We start from the raw sequence: 15,572 nt of genomic DNA, 5'->3' as shown, positions 1-15,572 counted from the left end.
AGGAAATCAATTGATACTCCCCTAGTAGCGGCGAGCGAACGGGGACCAGCCGAGCCATGAATGTGACTGGAACAGACTGGAAAGTCTGGCCATAGTGGGTGACAGCCCCGTACAGGAAGCATGATTGGACGTATTAAGTAGGGCGGGACACGTGAAATCCTGTCTGAAGATCGGAGGACCACCTTCGAAGGCTAAGTACTCCTTACTGACCGATAGCGAACCAGTACCGTGAGGGAAAGGTGAAAAGCACCCCGACGAGGGGAGTGAAACAGTACCTGAAACCGAACGCCTACAATCAGTCGGAGGCTCCTTGCGAGCTGACGGCGTACCTTTTGTATAATGGGTCATCGACTTGGTCTCACGTGCAAGCTTAAGCCGTTAGGTGTAGGCGCAGCGAAAGCGAGTCTTAATAGGGCGTCGAGTTCGTGGGATCAGACCCGAAACCGAGTGATCTAGGCATGACCAGGCTGAAGGTAAGGTAACACTTACTGGAGGGCCGAACCCACACCTGTTGAAAAAGGTCGGGATGAGTTGTGCCTAGGGGTGAAAGGCCAATCAAACTCGGAGATAGCTGGTTCTCTGCGAAATCTATTTAGGTAGAGCGTCATCCGAATACCCCGGGGGGTAGAGCACTGGATGGGTAATGGGGCCCCACAGGCTTACTGATCCTAACCAAACTCCGAATACCCGGGAGTACTAGATGGCAGACACACTGCGGATGCTAACGTCCGTAGTGGAGAGGGAAACAACCCTGACCTACAGCTAAGGCCCCCAATTCATGGCTAAGTGGGAAAGCAGGTGGGACGACCAAAACAACCAGGAGGTTGGCTTAGAAGCAGCCATCCTTTAAAGATAGCGTAACAGCTCACTGGTCTAATTAAGTTGTCCTGCGGCGAAGATGTAACGGGGCTCAAGCCATGAGCCGAAGCTTAGGATGCCGTAAGGCATGGTAGCAGAGCGTAGTGTGACATAACTCCATTCCTCCTTAGTGCCTTCGGGTACATTGGAGGAGAGGAGTTTTCTGTGAAGCCGGCGCGTGAGCGATCCGGTGGAGAGATCACTAGTGAGAATGATGACATGAGTAGCGACAAAGAGTGTGAGAGACACTCTCGCCGAAAGTCCAAGGGTTCCTGCTTAAAGCTAATCTGAGCAGGGTAAGCCGACCCCTAAGGCGAGGCCGAAAGGCGTAGTCGATGGGAACCAGGTTAATATTCCTGGGCCAGGAGGATGTGACGGATTGTGAAGGTTGTTTGCCCTTATCGGATTGGGCAGGCCGCTGATCAGTCCCTGGAAATAGCCCTCCATGAGATCGTACCCTAAACCGACACAGGTGGACTGGTAGAGCATACCAAGGCGCTTGAGAGAACGATGTTGAAGGAACTCGGCAAAATACCTCCGTAAGTTCGCGAGAAGGAGGCCCAGTTTCTACGCAAGTATTGGCTGGGGGCACAAACCAGGGGGTGGCGACTGTTTATTAAAAACACAGGGCTCTGCGAAGTCGCAAGACGACGTATAGGGTCTGACGCCTGCCCGGTGCCTGAAGGTTAAAAGGAGAGGTGAGAGCCTTGAATTGAAGCCCAGGTAAACGGCGGCCGTAACTATAACGGTCCTAAGGTAGCGAAATTCCTTGTCGGGTAAGTTCCGACCTGCACGAATGGCGTAACGACTTCCCCGCTGTCTCCAACATCGACTCAGCGAAATTGAATTACCTGTCAAGATGCAGGTTTCCCGCGGTTAGACGGAAAGACCCCGTGCACCTTTACTACAGCTTCACATTGGCATCAGGCCATGCATGTGCAGGATAGGTGGTGGGCTTTGAAGCAGGGACGCCAGTCCTTGTGGAGCCACCCTTGAGATACCACCCTTGCATTGCTTGATGTCTAACCGCGGACCGTTATCCGGTTCCGGGACCCTGTGTGGCGGGTAGTTTGACTGGGGCGGTCGCCTCCTAAAGCGTAACGGAGGCGCGCGAAGGTTGGCTCAGAGCGGTCGGAAATCGCTCGTTGAGTGCAATGGCAGAAGCCAGCCTGACTGCGAGACTGACAAGTCGAGCAGAGTCGAAAGACGGCCATAGTGATCCGGTGGTCCCGAGTGGAAGGGCCATCGCTCAACGGATAAAAGGTACGCCGGGGATAACAGGCTGATACTGCCCAAGAGTCCATATCGACGGCAGTGTTTGGCACCTCGATGTCGGCTCATCTCATCCTGGGGCTGGAGCAGGTCCCAAGGGTACGGCTGTTCGCCGTTTAAAGAGGTACGTGAGCTGGGTTTAGAACGTCGTGAGACAGTTCGGTCCCTATCTGCCGTGGGTGTAGGATACTTGAGAGGAGTTGCCCCTAGTACGAGAGGACCGGGGTGAACGATCCACTGGTGGACCTGTTGTCGTGCCAACGGCAGTGCAGGGTAGCTATGATCGGACAGGATAACCGCTGAAGGCATCTAAGCGGGAAGCCCCCCTCAAAACAAGGTATCCCTGAGGGCCGTGGTAGACCACCACGTCGATAGGCCGGAGATGTAAGCATGGTAACATGTTCAGTTGACCGGTACTAATTGCCCGATAGGCTTGATTTGATCCAGTAGAAGACAGACTTCTACGGTTAAAAGCATACATCACACATGATGTACGACTTGGATTTCAGAGGTTTTTTTCGGTTTGGTGGTCATAGCGCAAGTGAAACACCCGGTCCCATCCCGAACCCGGCAGTTAAGCACTGTAGCGCCGATGGTACTGCACCTTAAGGTGTGGGAGAGTAGGTCACTGCCAAACCTAAAAAGACCTTTGAACGTATCTCTCTGACGATCTCTCCCAAAAACATGTTGTCAAGTTCAGGTTCCAGTACGGACCTCAAAACGTGTCGATGAGGCTCGCCGCAATTTCTTCGATTACATCGGCGCGTTGGCCACCGATCAACAGGAATCCATGGCTGTCGCTTGCCCAACTGGCCGATGCAAGTCCCTGAATTTCGCCGTAGTTTGGTGGCTCGGTGCTGCCACTTTCGGCTTTTCGAATGATGCAAAAGGCCATCGGGGTGCCGTCATAAGCGCGGAACGCAATTTGCACGAGTGGAGCCCCTTCAAAGCCCAGAACTTGCGCGCGTTTCAGTGTCATCCGATCAAGATCGCTCAGCACATCTGCCCGCAGATCAAGCCCAATCGCGTTTTGCGCGGCAGCGAACTGACTTGCGAGAGCGACGCCGTCGCTGTCGATGCTCGCAACGGTCTCCTCAACGTAAAGAGCGTGATAAGACGCGACCTCTGCCTTCCAGTCAGACACGCCCGCTTCCCGGTGTGACGGCAGACCCGACAGCACGTATCCGATCACAAGTCCGGCAAGACCGGCAGCGCAGGCCGTCGAGAGTAGAGCACGATAATATCGAACCTCGCGAACAGGGCCTTGAAAGGTGTCCAAGCGCTTGGAAAGGGAGGTCAGACGTTTCTGGTCGGGGACATTCGCAAAGGCATCTTTAACAATCGCCGCAAGCGGATCATGATGCGCCACCCTGTCTTGAAGAGAGGGATCCCGCGCCAGCACATCCTCCAGGCGTGCGGCGTCCTCCGGGGTCATCGTCCCGTGCAGATAGGCGCGAATATCCTCGTCGGTAAAGGTCATCAACGGACCGTATCCTTCATCTTTGCCTCTGGTAAAGCCGCAAATACCGACAGTTTTCCACGCGCGCTTGCGAGCCGGCTCATCACCGTTCCCACCGGAATGTCCAGGATCGCGGCCGCCTCTCTGTATGAAAACCCTTCGACATAGACCAATACAACCGTCTCCCGTTGGGCCTCCGGCAGTTCCATCACCTTCGAAAACACCTGCCGGGCGAAAATATTCGTCTCCGTGTCAGCCCCCGGATCGGCGATTTGCAGATCGGGTGATGCGTCCAGCGACTGGTTTGCTCTTATACGGGCTGCTCGCAATTGATTCAGCCAGATGGAACGACAAATCGTCAGGAGCCAGGGCAGCGGGTTCGTACCGGTTCGAAACTGCTCGGCTTTTTCGATCGCGCGCAGGCACGTGGCCTGTACCAATTCATCCGCAGTATCGGGATTGCCGCTCAGCGCCAGCGCAAACCGCCATATTCTCGGGAGCAGCGCGGGAAGGGCCTGCCGCAAACCCCGGTCTGACTTTTTTCGCCCGAACACTGAATAGACTCTCCACCCGCGGTGTTTACTGATCAGCCTAGGCCAAGCCGGCCCAAGCAGATAGCCCAGTGGAGGTGGCAGATGATCAAAACTCTGAAAACAATGCTCTCAACGGTTCTGTTGAGCGCCGGAGGCGTGGTAGCCCATGCCGCACCGTGGACACTGGATGGAGAGGCCTCCCGGATCGTATACGGCACGATCAAACAGAACGCCGTGGGAGAGGTGAACGTTTTTGAAGCTTTGGCAGGCTCTGTGACAGAAGACGGCGCCGTGTCGATATCGATCGATCTCGCCGCGGTTGAAACCTACATTGATATCCGTAACGAGCGCATGATCAAGCACGTCTTCAGGAACGTCCCGTCTGCCGAACTCACAGCGCAGATCGACATGGCAGACCTCATGGCTCTTCCGGTCGGCGCAACGACAGACGTGTTCATCGAAGGTGATCTGAGCTTCATTGGTGTCGATTTGCCCATCGAGACCGAAGCCTTCGTGGCCAGATTGTCCGAGACGCAAGTCCTTGTGACGTCAAACGATATGATCTTCCTGGGCACAGAAGAGGCTGGCGTTGATGAAGGTGTCACCGTTCTTCAGGACATTGCAGAGCTCAACGGGATCACCCGCACCGTCCCCGTGACATTCCGCTTTGTCTTTTCCGCCGAGGGTGACGTCCCCGTTGCGGCCGAACTGGCAGAAAGTGATGTGACGCTGGCCAGCGTGGCCGGTGATCCGGATGCGGGACGACGGGTTTTCCGCCAATGCAGCGCATGTCATGTTCTGGACGAAGGGGTGAACCGGGTTGGTCCCAGTCTTCATGGTATTTTCGGCGCGACGGCTGGGCAGGTCGAAGGGTTCCGGTATTCTGATGTCATGGCCGAGTCTGGCATTGTTTGGGATCAAGAGACGCTTTCCGAATTTCTGGCCAACCCGCGCGACGTGCTTCCAGGCAATCGCATGGCCTTCCGCGGCATCCGGGACGAGGAAGACCTGCAAGACTTGATGGCCTATCTGATCCAGGAATTGGAGGGCTGAACCGTACGTTAAGAATTCGTCATATCGGGTGGTTTTGCCCTTGAACCTCCTGGCTGAGGAGACTACACAACCCGAACAATTGACGCGGGATGGAGCAGCCCGGTAGCTCGTCAGGCTCATAACCTGAAGGTCGCAGGTTCAAATCCTGCTCCCGCAACCAAAAAGCCCTCGCTGAGCCAATCAGCGGGGGTTTTGTCTTTTTAAGCTTCTCTCGATCTCCGGAACGAGGCCTTACGGCAGCGATGTCCTGAGAAAGCTTGTCGCGCTGTAAAAAACGGATTTGGCCTTACGTTCCGCGCTGACGAAATGCGCGCCGTTGGCGATCTCGACATAGTTGCGGTTCTCTGCTCCCAACGCATCAAACAGACGAAGCGCATCGCTTCGCGTGGAGGTTGGATCAGCCCCCCCGCGCAGAAGGAGTGTCGGGCAGGTAATGTGCTGCGGTTGATAAAGGGCGCGCCCGTTGAACGCGTCCCAAAGATCCAGAAAGGTTCCGTTTGGGGCCCGAAAGGCCGGAGGATCCCGTCGTTCGGCTTGCGGGTCGTCGAACATCGAGGACCGAACGAGCGCTTGAAAAACGTCCTCCTCCCGCCAGTCTGCGCCGCACGGCATCTCGGCGTCCCACCTCGCACGTGTCGCGGCTTCGGTCACCAGCCGATATGCGCCAAACTGCGGATTGAACCGATCATGCAGTTTCGGGTCTGACAAAAGCTGGCGCCATCCGTCGTTAGGTTCGGCAAAGATGGGTGCGTAAAGGACCAACCGTCTGACGCGGGACGCCCCCTCTGTCGATGCGAAAAGTGCGGCGGTGATCGATCCCCAGGACCCGCCCACAAGGTCCAGCTTCGCTGCTCCATGTCGGTTGAGGATCCAGTCCACGGCGTCCGATATATCGCGGATCACCTCGCTTGCGCGGCCGAAAGGGCGATTGTCTGCGCCAAGCATCGGTGCATGTGATCGCCCATAGCCCCGGACATCCAACCCATAAGCGGCAAAACCGCCCTCCGCCGTTGCGGCAAGCCAGCTCGCACCCGGATGAGGGATGTCATAAAGGCGACTTGCGTAGGTCGCGCCATGAACGAACAAGACGGCCGGGCGTTGCGGATCGCTGTTCTGCGATCGGATATGCAATCGAAGGCCGGGCACGTCCGTGGATGAGATTAGGTGAGATTGAGCCGTGTCGTATCTTTGCCAGGTCATCGCAAAAGCCCTGGCACAAGGGTCACGATGCCGGGCACGGCCCAGAGGAGGGCCATGCCGGTGAGAAAGATCAGCACAACCGGCCACGCGGCCGCAAAAACGGAACCGGTCGAAAGGTCGGGATTGGCGCCTTTCAGGGCAAAGAGAGTGTACCCGAAGGGCGGCGTCAGACTGCCCACCGTGAGGTTGATCATGAAGAGGGTCCAAAACCAGATCGGATCATACCCCATCGCGGCGACGATGGGCTGGTAGATCGGGATCGCCAGCAGCATGAAGGCGATCTGGTCAATGAACATGCACAGGAAAAAGGGGATCAGCATCATGACCAGGAACGTGAGGTCCGGGCTCAGCCCCAGATCGCCAATCAAGCCGACCAACCCGCGCGTCGCCCCGGCAAAGGAAAGCAACTGGCTAAAGAGCTTGGCCGAGGCGACGATGATGAGGATGACGACACTGGTTGTCACCGCCGATGAAAGCGTCTCGCGCAGCATCGGTAAGGAAAGGCGTCCAAACAGGCCTGCCACGACAAGGGCGCCGACAACACCAGTCGCCGCAGATTCCGATGGGGTTGCGATGCCAAGCACGATCAGACCCATCACCGCGAAAATCACCAGCAGAAATGGCAGCATGTCCAGGATGGCCTGAACGGTGGATCGGCCATCTGTACTCCGCTCCGGGGCGTCTTCCGGTCCGGTGCGCAGAAAGACGTAAAGCAACGTCAGCGTCGCGAAAACCAATCCAGGCAAAAGACCTGCCACAAGAAGGCCCGCGATCGAGACATCGGCCAACGAGCCAACGATGATGGCAAGCAGGCTTGGCGGAATGATGGGGGCAAGGCTCGCGCCAGCCAGAATAGTGCCTGCGGAAAGACGGGTGTCGTATCCACGTTTTTGCATCAGCGGCAGAACGGAGCGTCCAAGCATCGCGGCGACAGCCACGGCAGAGCCCGACAGCGCGCCGAACACAGTCGAGAGCGCGATGGTCACGACATAAAGGCGTCCGCGAAGCTGTCCCACAAGGGTATCGACGCTGCGAAACAGAATGTCGACAGTTCCGGATCTGAAGAGAATTTCCCCCATCAGAACGAAAAGGGCGACGGTAACCAGCGTGGGCGACGTCGCTGTTTCAAAGATCGAGTTGGTGAAAAGCCCAAAGCCCCTCGGGCCGATCAGGATTGAAACGCCGATCAGATTAAGGGCGAGAAAGCCGACAAAGATGCGGACCCCCAGAAACAGAAGCACCAGCAGCAAACCGATAGCGACAGCCAGAAAGACGATCCAACTCACGCGCGGACCTCTCGGAGGTGGCGGAGAAAATGCAGGGCTGCGCTTGCCAGTCCCAGCGCGATCACAGCGGTGATCCACCAGCGCGGGATCGGATGTGCGGCATTTGTCATCAGGCCGCGCTCGAACTGCCTGAGCGCTTCGCCCGCCACGATCCATCCTGCGGCGCCGGTCGCCAGGGCTCCGACCAGGTGGTTGAACCGGGCAAGCCATATGCTGGCGCGAGGTCCCAGTGTCTCGGGCAGGATGTCGATGGCAACATGGGCGGATCGGCGGGTGATGTCCGGAAGGGCGCAGAAGATCAGGATCGCAAGCGCGTATTGAACCGTTTCGCCGGACCATGTGGTTGGGGCGTTGAAAACGTATCGCGCGATGACTTCAAAGACATAGAGCACGACGGCAAGTAAAAGCCCGCCACCCGCCAGCCGGAACAGCCAACGGGAGGTTTGATCGTGAAGGTGCATGAGCGGCTGCATACCTTATCAGTTCGACAGACCGGCATCCCGTGCAAGCTGCCTTAATCCGCCCACGGTTTCCGCATCCCCCCGTTCCGCGATCGACCAGACGCCATTGGACCACAGATCCTCGAACTGGGCCGCTTCTGCCTCGGAAAAAGCCGTCATCTGCATGCCGAGATCGAGAAGAGCCTGCTTTTCGGCTGCGGCCAGCTTATCAAACCGCGCGATGCTTTCCTGCTCCAGTCGCAGGGCCGCGCGTTCCAGACCTGCGCGTTCGTCATCGTCAAGCGCGTTCCAGCTGTCCAGGTTCATAAAGATCATCACGCCGACCTGACCAAAGACCGGATCGGCCATATAGCCGGCGACCTCGTTCCATTTGAAGTCCTTCGCTCCGGTCAGGCCCCAGGCCGCGCCATCGACCACGCCTGTTTGCAGGGCGGAATAGACGTCGCCACCACCCATCACCACGCCGGATCCTCCCAGCGCTTCGATCATGGGATGATAAGACACCGTTCCCCGGATCTTCAGCCCTTCCAGTCCGGGCTCCCCCGTGATCGGCTCTTTCAGGAAGTACCGGAACCCCTTGGCGCCGGTGGCTGGTGCGGCGATCAGCTTCATGCCCAGCGTCTGATAATGCTGGTCGATATAGCTGATGATGCCGCCCTCTCGCCGTATCGCGGGATCCGTGCCGATCGCGTCGATGGCCAGCCCGACCGGCGTGACACCCGCGTGATAGGCCGGATGCGTGAAAAGCGCGTCGAAGACACCCGCTTGAACCGGCTCGAACTGCTCAAGGCCCGGCACGGCATCCGGCCCGGTAAAGTCGAACGTAACTGCTCCGTTCGTCTCCTCGGCGACCAGCTCCATGAAGGGTTTGGCGATTTCCTCGGTGAAGACAAAGCCTTCGGGAAAGCCCCCGATCATTCGCATGTCATCCGCTGCCGCGATGGACGCGGCGAATCCCAGCGCCGCGGCGCCAATGATGTATCTCATCTTATCCTCCCTCGCGCATAGGCGCGTCTTATGAGGCTATTTAGTCCCGTATGGAACCTTTTGTAAAGTTCCATCTGGAACTGACCTGCGATAGAAGAGGGCATGAGCACCGAAGATCCCAAACCGATGACCTCTGCGACGGCGATGGCTGCGCAGTTCGGCCCGCTTTCGCTGACGATGCTGAACGACACGCCGATATCGCCGGCCTGGCAGATCAACTTTCTGGCCAACTTTTTCACAGGTCCGATCTACCGTGATCTGGCAGCGCGGTTCGGATTGTCGCGGCCAGAATTCGTGATTTTGTTCAGCCTGTCTCAACAACCCGGATTGGTGGCGCGTGATATCTGTCTTGTGACGGGTTTGCCGAAGAATTCAATCAGTCGGGCCGTGTCTGAGCTTCTTGCCAAGCGGCTGATCGAGAGGGAGACAGACGATACCGATAAACGCGCCAAGAAGCTGGCATTGACCGAGGCGGGGCGTAAACTTCTCGATCAGGTCGTCCCGCTTTTCACCACGCGACAAAACGCGATGCGCGCCGCACTGAGCGAGGAGGAAGCCGCAACCTTTGACCGGCTGCTGAGCAAGATCATCTTTGCCATGCCCGGCTGGGTGGACCCGGAATAAGCTCGATCACTCAAAGATATCCAGTTTCAGAGGCTGCTGTGCGCCCATCCAGATCGCATGATCGCGATGGTCCTGAAGTGCATTGCCCGTTTCAGGGTGCAGAAAGACCGTCAGCCCGGCGCGATGCGTGGCAAGCCACCCTATAACATCAGACGCTTGCGCGGGGCCAAATGCCAGTTGGCAACTCCAGCAGGGATGGGGGCCGACGGCACGTTCATGGATGCGGCCCATGTCAATGCCAAAGAGATCCCGTGCCTCGGAACAGATGCGTGCGGCAAGATCCTTTGTCTCGGCATCAAAGTAGACATGGGCGTGATATCCTGAGATTTCGGGCATGTCGCTCTCCTTTGGCCATGATGCATTGATCGCATCATTGACCGCGGGATTGAATGGCCATCGACCAACAGCCGATGTGCGCAAGCGCTCAGACAGCGGCCAGGAAGATCAGGTTGCCCAGCCCCCAAAGCGTCATTTGGTAATGGGTGTTTTGCGCGTCTTCATGGCAGAACCAGTACGAAAAATGATTTCCGACCACCAGAAAACCGGCCCAGATACAAGTGAACATCAAGGTCCCGATCATGGCCAGTGCGCGGCCGGTTTCCGTTGGAGTCATCCCGAACAGCCCCATTACAAGAGTGATCACACCGATCCACAGCATGATCGTGGTCAGCAGTTCCGCAACCACCACCGTCCGGAACGCAAATTGCTGGGTCGCCCGGCTGGACACGGCCCGATGGGCCACCAGTGCGTATTCATCGGGAAAGTCCTCGCGCATCCGCGACATCTGCATGACTTGGGCCGTGTAGATCTCGTTCACGGACGGATGCAGGATGTTGTCTCGTACACCAAGGGTCAGCCAAGCCGCCATCAAGGCGACCGAAACGGCTTGCGACAGCAAAATCACGAGATCCAACATGAAAGCAATGTCCTGAATGAAAAAAGGGCCGCCCAAAGGCGACCCTAATGCTGATCCTCTGATCAGGTCCAGGCAATCTGGGCCGGTCGGATCTCGAACGAGATATGATGCTCACCGCCCACCAGATTTTCTTTGGTGTGGTTATAAAGTGAGCGCCAGTAGGGCTGGATTGTCACGCCGTCGTCCTGAATCATTTTCTGGCCATCGGCCATCATCGCGCGCCGTGCTTCCACATCCGCAGTTGCGAGCGTCTTTTCAAGCAAAGCGTCGAAGTCGGGGTTGGAATAGCCGAACTCGTTCCAGGCCTCGCCAGAGCGATAGGCAAGCGCCCAGATCTGCACGCCAAGCGGACGGTGGTTCCAGTTGGTGGAGCTGAACGGGTATTTCGCCCAGTCGTTCCAGAAGGTAGAGCCGGGCAGAACCGTCCGCTTCACCTTGATCCCCGCATCACGCAGCTGCGCGGCCACAGCATCGGTGGTGTCCTTGCGCCACGCATCGTCGATGGACAGCAGCTCGTGCTCGAAATCCGCCATTCCGGCCTCTTCAAGCAGTTTCATGGCACCCTCGGGATCGGCCTTGATCGGCGGCAGTTCCGCGTATTCCGGATGCATCGGGCCGACATGGTGGTTTTCAGCGGCCAGTCCGCGCCCGCCATAACCAAGCTCAAGCAGCACCTCGTTGTCGACGGCCATCTGCAGGGCCTTACGCACACGAATATCCTCGTAAGGCTTCTTACCATCTACATCGGCAAGCTGGTTTGGCCGGATCACGATGGTCGCCGCGGTGACGATCTCATGCTGAGACCAGCCGTCCTGGGCGCCCATGATGTCGATGAAGTCGCCGTCGATGGAATACATCATGTCGATCTCGTCGGCCTCCGCCGCGGCCACCCAGGCCGACGGGTCGGTTCCGTAGTCGATGTATTCGATCCGATCAAGGAAGGGGCCGCCCAGAACCTCGGAGCCCCACCAAGTGTGATCGGGGTTCAGAACGAGCGAAGATTTCACGCCCACTTCAAGGTTTTCCGGCAGATAGGGTCCGGTGCCCACCGGGTTCGAAAGCATCGTGTCGACCGTATAGGACGGATGCACGATCGCAGCCGGATAGTCAGCCATGCCCGGGATCAGCGAGATGTCGGGTTTGGGCAGCTTCAGCTTGACGGTGTGACTGTCCACCACCTCGATCGCGCCCTCGATGGCCTTGTTGGTGTTGGGGTCGATCAGTGTGGCGAAGCGACCCGCCATCGAGTTGCCTTCGACGTCCTTTTCGCACCAGCCGGTGATGTTCATGGCGACATGTTCGGCGGTGAAGTCATCGCCATTGTTCCATTTCACACCCTTACGGACATTCAGAGTGTATTCGGTCGCGTCGTCATTGATTTCCCAGCTTTCCAGCAGGTGCGGGGTGAAGGTGCCGTCGTTTTCATAGGCGACGAGATATTCCAGCCAGCCCCGGGTGAAATTGGCGATCTGGGACCAGTCGTTGGTGCGCGGGTCCTTGACGGCGCGGACCTCCATCTGGATGCGCACTGTGCCGCCTTTGGCATGGCCCGCAGCACGGGCCGGAGACGCCATTCCAAGCATTGCATAGGCCGTCGCCGTCGTCGCTCCGAATGCACTGGCAAGCGCGAGAAACTCCCGGCGGTTCACGGCATCATCACCGACTTTCGCCGCTGACTCCAGAACCGCCCGGGGCAACTCTTTGCCGGTTCGCGTGTAAAATGTCATTGTCTTCCTCTCTATTGGTCGCGGGGTTTTTTGCCCGCTTTTTTGTGTCGGATTGTGCGTATCCGGCCACCTTGGTGACAAGGTGTCGTCCTATGTGTGTTGGATCCCCATCCGCATCGCATTCAACCCGTCGGCGCGTGTGGCCGAAGTGCAAATGCTCGTAAGCTTGCGAGGCTCATCGTAATTCCAAGGGGTTGCGCGATGCAAGACGGCGCGTTGATCCCAAATTAGCACATCTCCGACATTCCATGTGTGAGAAAAGACATATCGGCGCTGGGTCACGAACGACATAAGCTGGTCGATGAGCGCCGTCCCTTCGGATTCGTCCATACCTTCGACCGCAAAAGCGTGGCTCGCGATGTAGAGCGCCTCTTGACCGGTAACGGGGTTCGTCCAGACCGCCCGCCATAGCTGGTCCGGCCACTTCTGAAACATGTCCAACTTCGCAAGCTCAGGCGAGATCCGCGCCCGGCTGTGGGCATAGCGATGCCAGAAGCCGCGGTCGCGGATCCGGCTCTTGAGCGTTTCGGGCATGTCCGACCACGCGGCCCGGGTCGATGCCAGTTCGGTCTGACCGCCGGTTTCGGTCACGACCCGCGCGATAAGAATGTTGGTCAAGGCGGGTACGGGCAGAAACGTGCTGTCGGAATGCCAAAGCATGTTGGCCTTCAGGTTCAGCGTGTGCAGATCCATCTCGTCACTGGTGCGTCCATCCGAAAGAATATTGGAGACTTCGGGCACCCGAAAAGGATCGCCCGCGTTTCGGCTATCAGCGTTACGATCCTCGATTGGGCCGAAGCATTCGGCAAGTTGGATATGGTCGGCATCATCCAGTTTCTGGTTCCGGAAAAGAAGCGCTGAATGCTGTTCGAAGAGCGCGCGTAGATCGGCAAAGCGATCCTCCGTCATGCCGCGCAGATCTGAACCATGTACTTCGACGCCGAAAAGCGGGTGGAGCGGAGAGGTTTTCAGAGCCATGATGTCAGGCGCGCTCCGAAGACGTTGTGCCGAAGAGCTTTGCAAGGAAGCCGTAGAACCAGATTGCCTGCGTTTCGTCGTGCATGTGCATCAGTCGCGTCATCACGTCGCGCGTTTGCGCGCCAGGTCGTTCGGTGAGGTCCGTGGACTGGCTCTGCCAGCGCCTCATCCCTTCAATGGTCTGTTCGGGGTGAAACTGCAGGCCGAAAACATGCTCTCCGATCTGAAAGGCCTGGTTCTCGTAAGTCTCGCTCCGGGCAAGATGGACGGCGCCTTGGGGCAGGTCAAAGGTATGAAAATGCGCCTGCGCGACATGCATGGGGCGAGGCATGAACTCTTCGGCAAGCGGGGTCACTTCGTAATAGCCGAATTCGTGCAATCCGTGATCAGGTGCGCCAACCCACGCACCTTGATGGTGGGCGATCATCTGCGCGCCCTGGCACAGACCCAACATCGGAAGACCGGCATCCAACATCTGTCCGATCCAGTGATACTCTTCGTTTAGAAAGGGATGCGTTTCGGTGTCGTAGGCATTGTACATGCCCCCGTAGAGAACGGTGCCGGCCAGATCCTCCGTCACCTCGCCAAGGGGGTCGCCAAGGAATGGCCGCCTCACATCGGCGCGCAGCCCGTTCATGGCCAAAAAACTCATCACCCGATCATCGGATGGTCCATCATCATGCCGAACCAGCAGCACACGTTTCATCATCCCATCCTCCTTGGGATAGTGTCATTCACGCGGCCCTGTGAGATCTGTGCCAGAGATGAGAACGACCTTTTCAAAAGGTGGCGAGTCGAACAAGAGTGTTCTGAGTGGAAAGGCAAAGGCTCATGCGTTCGTTAACTCCGACATCTATTGCCCCGCCATTTGCGCGATATGTCCATGGCGTCGAAATACCGGCAGGTCATCGGCTTGTGCGCACCTCGGGCCAACTGGGATTGGCAGGCGACGGATCGGTCCCAGCGGATCCGTTTGAGCAGGCGCAGATTTGCTTTGCCAATATCGCTGCGATCCTGGCGGAGGCCGGAATGTCAGCCAAATCAGTCTGTCACGTCACCGCCTATGTCACCGATCGCGCCCATATGCAGGGATATATGAAAGCGCGCGATCTGTTTCTGGCGGACCTGGCCGAAGACACCTTACCCTCCTCCACCCTGCTTATTGTGTCGGGGTTCACGCGCCCTGAATTCAAGGTGGAGGTCGAGGTTTGGGCAACTGCGCCCTGACGTCTAGTGCGACGGGTCCAGGTCAGGACACGGGATAATCCGCGCACCTTCGACAGGAACGCTTTCGGTACCATCAGGAACCAATGCAACGTGAAGCGGCGCGTTCGTCCGGGGGTGCCGTATGTCGAGTGCCGAACGGCCATCCTTGAGATACGCGTCTCCCCATTGCATCAGGGCGAGGATTGTCAGCTTGAGGGCCTGTCCCTTTTCCGTCAGGACGTATTTATGCCGTGTCCGCGCCCCGGCCTCCCGATAGGGCTGGCGCTCCACGAGGTCCAGATCGACAAGCCGGGTGAGCCGCTGGGTCAGGACCGAACGGGGAATGCCGATATCAGCGCGAATGTCCTCGTATCGGGAGATCCCGTAAAGAAGCTCCCTGATGATCAACCAGGTCCAGCGATCCGACAGGATCTCAGTTGCCAGGGCGGCGCCGCATTGATCGACCGGGACGGGTGCCCGTCGCCGTCTGCTATCTGGGTTTGACATATGGACTCAGCCCATCTAGAAAAGCTGCATCTGGTTAACGAACTTAGCTCGCTTTCGCAAATCAGCGAGCCAATGGGGGATAGTGCGATGTCGCTGACCGGTGGATGCTATTGCGGTGCGATCCGATATGAGGCGGAAGGCGATGTCGTGCGCCGCGGTCAGTGCCATTGCCGCGAATGCCAATACATCTCTGGTGGGGGTGCAAATTTCTTTCTCCTGGTTCCGCAGGACGGATTCGTCTTTTCGAAAGGTGCGCCAGCCCGTTTCGCGCGCAGCGATCTAGCCGAGCCGGTCACACGCGAATTCTGTTTCACCTGCGGCACGCACCTGGCGACGCGCAGGACGGACACCCCGTTTGTTATTCTGAAGGCAGGAACGCTGGATGATCCAAGCGTGATGGAGCCTGTTCAGATGGCGATTTTCACCAAGGATATGCAGCCTTATCACCTTATCGGTGAAGATATTCCCTGTTTTGAGGAATTGCCGCCGCGACGATAGCGGCTTG

16 protein-coding genes, 1 tRNA gene and 2 rRNA genes (1 of these 19 only partly in view) are annotated in these 15,572 nt (G+C 57.8%); 7 read left to right on the top strand and 12 right to left on the bottom strand.

Annotated elements, in window-relative coordinates; genetic code table 11:
- Nucleotides 1-2,571 (top strand): 23S ribosomal RNA (locus CFI11_RS20990) (it extends 254 nt beyond the left edge of the window).
- A gap of 81 nt (nucleotides 2,572-2,652) precedes the next feature.
- Nucleotides 2,653-2,767: ribosomal RNA gene (gene rrf, locus CFI11_RS20985) — 5S ribosomal RNA — on the top strand.
- A 78-nt stretch (nucleotides 2,768-2,845) separates the two neighbouring features.
- Here rrf and CFI11_RS20980 read toward each other — a convergent pair.
- Together CFI11_RS20980 and CFI11_RS20975 are read right to left on the bottom strand one after the other, a co-directional pair.
- Nucleotides 2,846-3,610, bottom strand: coding sequence for a hypothetical protein (locus tag CFI11_RS20980; RefSeq protein WP_130409445.1), 765 nt, complete (start codon nucleotides 3,608-3,610; stop codon nucleotides 2,846-2,848).
- Nucleotides 3,610-4,143, bottom strand: coding sequence for an RNA polymerase sigma factor (locus CFI11_RS20975; RefSeq protein WP_130409444.1), 534 nt, complete (start codon nucleotides 4,141-4,143; stop codon nucleotides 3,610-3,612). The genes CFI11_RS20980 and CFI11_RS20975 overlap by 1 nt, the downstream gene beginning before the upstream one ends.
- A gap of 81 nt (nucleotides 4,144-4,224) precedes the next feature.
- Between CFI11_RS20975 and CFI11_RS20970 the strand changes: the two genes are divergently transcribed.
- Both CFI11_RS20970 and CFI11_RS20965 read left to right on the top strand, forming a co-directional pair.
- Nucleotides 4,225-5,175, top strand: a complete 951-nt coding sequence (locus tag CFI11_RS20970; protein ID WP_130409443.1) for a cytochrome c family protein — start codon at nucleotides 4,225-4,227, stop codon at nucleotides 5,173-5,175.
- 83 nt (nucleotides 5,176-5,258) lie between these two features.
- Nucleotides 5,259-5,335, top strand: a tRNA-Met gene (locus tag CFI11_RS20965).
- Between the two features lie 71 nt (nucleotides 5,336-5,406).
- On the opposite strand, the gene CFI11_RS20960 is transcribed toward CFI11_RS20965, so the two are convergent.
- From CFI11_RS20960 to dctP, 4 genes are read right to left on the bottom strand one after another with little or no spacing between them, the layout of a single operon-like run.
- Nucleotides 5,407-6,375 (bottom strand): alpha/beta fold hydrolase, encoded by a 969-nt coding sequence (locus CFI11_RS20960; RefSeq protein WP_130409442.1) that lies wholly within the window; start codon nucleotides 6,373-6,375, stop codon nucleotides 5,407-5,409.
- Nucleotides 6,372-7,661 (bottom strand): TRAP transporter large permease, encoded by a 1,290-nt coding sequence (locus CFI11_RS20955; RefSeq protein ID WP_130409441.1) that lies wholly within the window; start codon nucleotides 7,659-7,661, stop codon nucleotides 6,372-6,374. Before CFI11_RS20955 ends, CFI11_RS20960 begins: the two co-directional genes overlap by 4 nt.
- Nucleotides 7,658-8,122, bottom strand: a complete 465-nt coding sequence (locus CFI11_RS20950; protein ID WP_217358730.1) for a TRAP transporter small permease — start codon at nucleotides 8,120-8,122, stop codon at nucleotides 7,658-7,660. The genes CFI11_RS20955 and CFI11_RS20950 overlap by 4 nt, the downstream gene beginning before the upstream one ends.
- Nucleotides 8,123-8,140: 18 nt before the next feature.
- On the bottom strand, nucleotides 8,141-9,109 hold the full coding sequence (gene dctP, locus CFI11_RS20945; protein ID WP_130409439.1) for a TRAP transporter substrate-binding protein DctP: 969 nt from the start codon (nucleotides 9,107-9,109) through the stop codon (nucleotides 8,141-8,143).
- A 102-nt stretch (nucleotides 9,110-9,211) separates the two neighbouring features.
- On the opposite strand from dctP, the gene CFI11_RS20940 reads away from it, so the two are divergent.
- Nucleotides 9,212-9,733 (top strand): MarR family winged helix-turn-helix transcriptional regulator, encoded by a 522-nt coding sequence (locus tag CFI11_RS20940; protein ID WP_130409438.1) that lies wholly within the window; start codon nucleotides 9,212-9,214, stop codon nucleotides 9,731-9,733.
- Nucleotides 9,734-9,739: 6 nt separating this feature from the next.
- Here CFI11_RS20940 and CFI11_RS20935 read toward each other — a convergent pair whose 3' ends face one another.
- From CFI11_RS20935 to CFI11_RS20915, 5 genes are all read right to left on the bottom strand, one after another.
- Entirely contained in the window at nucleotides 9,740-10,069 is a 330-nt protein-coding gene (locus CFI11_RS20935; protein WP_130409437.1) for a DOPA 4,5-dioxygenase family protein, read from the bottom strand.
- 88 nt (nucleotides 10,070-10,157) lie between these two features.
- Nucleotides 10,158-10,649 carry a DUF2165 domain-containing protein gene (locus CFI11_RS20930; protein ID WP_130409436.1) on the bottom strand — a complete coding sequence of 164 codons (492 nt, stop codon included), beginning with the start codon at nucleotides 10,647-10,649 and terminating at the stop codon, nucleotides 10,158-10,160.
- A gap of 62 nt (nucleotides 10,650-10,711) precedes the next feature.
- The gene (locus tag CFI11_RS20925; protein ID WP_130409435.1) at nucleotides 10,712-12,376 is read right to left on the bottom strand and encodes an ABC transporter substrate-binding protein; all 1,665 of its coding nucleotides are present in this window, start codon (nucleotides 12,374-12,376) and stop codon (nucleotides 10,712-10,714) included.
- Nucleotides 12,377-12,466: 90 nt separating this feature from the next.
- Nucleotides 12,467-13,354 carry a TauD/TfdA family dioxygenase gene (locus CFI11_RS20920; protein WP_254448984.1) on the bottom strand — a complete coding sequence of 296 codons (888 nt, stop codon included), beginning with the start codon at nucleotides 13,352-13,354 and terminating at the stop codon, nucleotides 12,467-12,469.
- A gap of 4 nt (nucleotides 13,355-13,358) precedes the next feature.
- On the bottom strand, nucleotides 13,359-14,063 hold the full coding sequence (locus tag CFI11_RS20915; RefSeq protein ID WP_130409434.1) for a glutamine amidotransferase: 705 nt from the start codon (nucleotides 14,061-14,063) through the stop codon (nucleotides 13,359-13,361).
- A gap of 122 nt (nucleotides 14,064-14,185) precedes the next feature.
- On the opposite strand from CFI11_RS20915, the gene CFI11_RS20910 reads away from it, so the two are divergent.
- Nucleotides 14,186-14,581: a RidA family protein gene (locus CFI11_RS20910; RefSeq protein ID WP_130409433.1), complete on the top strand. Its 396-nt coding sequence runs from the start codon at nucleotides 14,186-14,188 to the stop codon at nucleotides 14,579-14,581.
- A gap of 3 nt (nucleotides 14,582-14,584) precedes the next feature.
- Here CFI11_RS20910 and CFI11_RS20905 read toward each other — a convergent pair whose 3' ends face one another.
- Nucleotides 14,585-15,067, bottom strand: a complete 483-nt coding sequence (locus CFI11_RS20905; protein ID WP_130409432.1) for a helix-turn-helix domain-containing protein — start codon at nucleotides 15,065-15,067, stop codon at nucleotides 14,585-14,587.
- A gap of 72 nt (nucleotides 15,068-15,139) precedes the next feature.
- Here CFI11_RS20905 and CFI11_RS20900 point away from each other — a divergent pair, with 72 nt between their 5' ends.
- Nucleotides 15,140-15,565 carry a GFA family protein gene (locus CFI11_RS20900; protein ID WP_217358729.1) on the top strand — a complete coding sequence of 142 codons (426 nt, stop codon included), beginning with the start codon at nucleotides 15,140-15,142 and terminating at the stop codon, nucleotides 15,563-15,565.
- The last annotated feature ends 7 nt before the right edge of the window (nucleotides 15,566-15,572 follow it).

The organism is Thalassococcus sp. S3 (genome assembly GCF_004216475.1).
Classification (GTDB): Bacteria; Pseudomonadota; Alphaproteobacteria; order Rhodobacterales; family Rhodobacteraceae.
Note: the sequence above shows the minus strand (reverse complement) of the source record. Positions and strands in the feature narration are given on the sequence as shown.